4 protein-coding genes and 1 pseudogene are annotated in these 3,133 nt (G+C 45.5%); all 5 read right to left on the minus strand.

Going from position 1 to position 3,133, the window contains the following annotated elements:
* Positions 1–132: 132 nt before the first annotated feature.
* On the minus strand, positions 133–528 hold the full coding sequence (locus ACKPQ4_RS05405; protein WP_407680183.1) for a hypothetical protein: 396 nt from the start codon (positions 526–528) through the stop codon (positions 133–135).
* Complete coding sequence (locus tag ACKPQ4_RS05410) at positions 525–1,763, minus strand: alkaline phosphatase D family protein (RefSeq protein ID WP_407680184.1); 1,239 nt, start codon at positions 1,761–1,763, stop codon at positions 525–527. Before ACKPQ4_RS05410 ends, ACKPQ4_RS05405 begins: the two co-directional genes overlap by 4 nt.
* A gap of 214 nt (positions 1,764–1,977) precedes the next feature.
* Positions 1,978–2,526 (minus strand): hypothetical protein, encoded by a 549-nt coding sequence (locus tag ACKPQ4_RS05415; protein WP_407680185.1) that lies wholly within the window; start codon positions 2,524–2,526, stop codon positions 1,978–1,980.
* A gap of 61 nt (positions 2,527–2,587) precedes the next feature.
* Complete coding sequence (locus tag ACKPQ4_RS05420; protein ID WP_407680186.1) at positions 2,588–2,818, minus strand: hypothetical protein; 231 nt, start codon at positions 2,816–2,818, stop codon at positions 2,588–2,590.
* Positions 2,818–3,133: pseudogene (locus ACKPQ4_RS05425) on the minus strand (family 16 glycoside hydrolase); the annotation flags it as partial. The gene ACKPQ4_RS05420 and the pseudogene ACKPQ4_RS05425, both read right to left, overlap by 1 nt.

Consider the following 3,133-nt stretch of genomic DNA (forward strand, 5'->3'; position numbering starts at 1 on the left):
ATAATGCCACCGCGGTGGATGTTGTAGGACATCACTACAATGCTCTCGGCCAACAAGGCGGGAGTGAGGCCAATTAAAGCCAAGGATTTTATTAATAGGGATATAGTTACAGTTGTTGTTATTCTCATTTTTTTAACGGGTAAATTTGGTTTCTTCCACCAATGATCCTTTGATTACTTTTACTTCGAGACTGTTCAGATCCAGTTGATACTTTGAATTCCTCTCGTTGGTGATGATGAGGTGATTTCCCTCAGCGGTGATGCTTTTTATGAAAACATCCTGAACATCTCCTTCCAGATCGGGATCGTATTTCACCGCATAGATCTGACGGCTCCAGATTAATTTCCCACTCTTTAAATCACGGGCTTCGAGTAATCCCATCTTCCTGTGCGTGCCGTTGCGGTGCGGGGCCGAATACTCGATATTTCCCACTGTGACCGGCAACACCTCTGCAGGTGCTCCCCGCTTGGCCTCGGCCAGCAGTGTCGCCAGGAGTAAAGAGGAAATAAGGTAAAACTTTTTAATCATTTATTGGCGTGGGATAACTGGGAGAGTTTCCAGGTCTTATCCGTGTTAATCTTTTCGCCTCTGCCATAAATGATGCGAACACGGGCGGTGGGATCGGCAACCGTGGTGTCGAAATCAATGGTGGCAAAGCTCAGGTCTTTACCATTGGTAATCCCCGAGGACATAATTTCAATCATTGGATAACCGACCCGGTCGGATTCATGGTGCTGCCAGACCAAGGATTTGTGCATATCGCCACCGATGTACATCACTCCCGAAATTTTGTGTTCTTTGATGGCGTCAAAAAGTCGGTGGCGGGAAAAAGTAAAAATGCGCCATCCGTCCACCTTGCTGTGTTCTAGCACACTACCGGAGGCAATGATCTTAAACTTCGCCTTGGAATTTTTCAGTCCGTTCAACAGCCATTCAAATTGAGCATCACCCAGCATGCGTTTTTTATCATCATCTGGTAATTCGTTGGGCGATCGATGATAGCGGCCATCGACCACAAAAAAATCAACATCGCCACGGGAGAATTTAAAAAAAGCACCCGGGGTTTTGGATGTGCCAGAGGGTGGGTTGGGCCATGCCTGTTTCCAACCCGCGAGGGAGAACTCTTTTCCCTTGGCGGTACCATCCGAATTGTTGGGACCGTAATCATGATCGTCCCACATCGCATAGGTGGGTACCTGTTGGAGCACCTTGGCAAATTCCTTTTCCCTGCGGTATGTTAAATGGTGTTCCAGTTGCACGGTCGGATTTGTGGTATCTGCATAATGGGTATCGCCCACAGTGAGGTGTAGGTCCGGTTGCTCCTCAAGGAGAAGATTCCAGGACCGTTGTGCCCTTTTGATATGCATACAGGAAGTAATGGCCATTCTGAATGCAGTGGATGTGCCCTCAACGGGTGCAGTCTTCAATGATCCTTTCCACTTTGGGTCAGCCTTTCCATTTATGGAAACCTGATACTGGTAACGGGTATCGGGTGCCAGACCATTCATAGTCGATTTGAATATCTGCCCGGGAACCTTTGCTGCCTGATTGGATAGGGCCGTGAGATTGCCCGTCTTATTGATCTTCTTGGATGAACCTTCCGCAAGGTAACTGAAAGTACACTTGGACTTGGATGGAGCATACATCCACAGAGTTGCTTGATTTGCACGAACATCACCTGTGATGGGACCCGCAATTTCAGGTATAGCTTGCGCAAAAGAAAAAGGCAGGAGAAGAAAAGCGATCAGTAATTTTGGACTCATGAATGATATGTTTTGGCTGGAGAATTTATTTGGAGTGTGGCGATTATTTAATCACCTGTAAGAAACACGAGGTTTGATCGTCCGGGTAAAATCGAAAAATGGAAAGCCCCAATCGTGAATTCTGTAGATATATATTTCTTTGGTTGAGCTTGGTTTGAATCACGCTGATTTTTGGTAAAACCTGTAAGGAAACTTTAGTTCAAATTAAAGTTAGTCATTTGACCTTCTTTACAGAGATCCACATTTCCACACCATCCGGTGAAATGAAATTCTGTTCTTTGGGAAAGATCGGCCATTGAGAAATCACCTCGCAAATCTCATCATACCTTTGGATTACATCTTGCACGGAATGAATTTGAAAAGAGAAAAAGCCAGCGAACCAACCATCTTTACCGACATCAATTGAAGAACCCATAAATTCTGATATCATCGGCTTATTGGTTTCGATGTTGTTTACCCCAATATAACCATTACCGCGATAGGTGAAATGATAGGGGCCGATTTTCTCCAAACAGATTTTAGGGTTTGAGGTGAATGAGCTGGAGGACAGTTCGGTAAACCTAACCAACCCCTTTTCTGCCACTTCTATTTCAGCTCCTATGTGCTCAAAGGTTAAATCCTCATGTCCCCATGCATCGATTAGACTAACCCCCTCCATCTCCTCTAAACTTTTTTTTATATCATTGAATTCGGCATAGTAACCGGGGCCGGCAAAGGTGAACCATACCCAGATTACCGGCAGGCTTAGAATTAGGGCCGACACTCCTATGCCTAAAAAAAACTTATTTCTGTAATTAAAAGGCTTTCCCATGATAGTTGATTGCCTAATCAGAGAGCGTTTTCTTCGCACTTACCCAGTTAAAAACAACCAGTACAAGCCCGATCAAAACCGACAAACTTCCAAGGGTTGCTGGACCTAGTGTTCCACTGATCGATTCTGCAAACTCCATGGCAGACTCCTGAGGTTCCAGAGAAATGTAATCGACCATGGTAACCCCAAATCCGAATAAACCGGCTGCAATGAGAAACCATCCAATACATTTAAAAAATTTCATTACTTTCCGGAGGACGAATTTAATGAGGCAATGAGGTATGCGGTGGCGTCTTTATGTTTTACCTTTTTGGCACCTTTATAAACCAGTTCACAACTCAACCCGAGTTCCTCGCAGCGTTCCTGAAGTTTCAGCCCGAAGTTAGCGGTATGCGTGGGGTCTTTCTGAGGTTTGCCGATAGCTGGGGGTGGTCCCTTGTAATGTAGGTAAACCGGTGGGTCGTCTGAACTGGCCAGGGCGTAAGGAGAATACTCCTGAATCCAGGGCAGGATGTTTTTCCGCTCGGCCAGGAACTGGTCAAAACTCTTCATACCAAAG

The organism is Candidatus Chordibacter forsetii (genome assembly GCF_964187505.1).
In the GTDB taxonomy this organism is placed as follows: Bacteria; Verrucomicrobiota; Verrucomicrobiia; order Opitutales; family Seribacteraceae; genus Chordibacter; species Chordibacter forsetii.

Bases quoted from the DNA above. Each gene is read 5' to 3' on its own strand.
- ACKPQ4_RS05420 (WP_407680186.1), bottom strand. From the start codon at position 2,818: ATGAAATTTTTTAAATGTATTGGATGGTTTCTCATTGCAGCCGGTTTA.
- ACKPQ4_RS05405 (WP_407680183.1), bottom strand. From the start codon at position 528: ATGATTAAAAAGTTTTACCTTATTTCCTCTTTACTCCTGGCGACACTG.
- ACKPQ4_RS05410 (WP_407680184.1), bottom strand. From the start codon at position 1,763: ATGAGTCCAAAATTACTGATCGCTTTTCTTCTCCTGCCTTTTTCTTTT.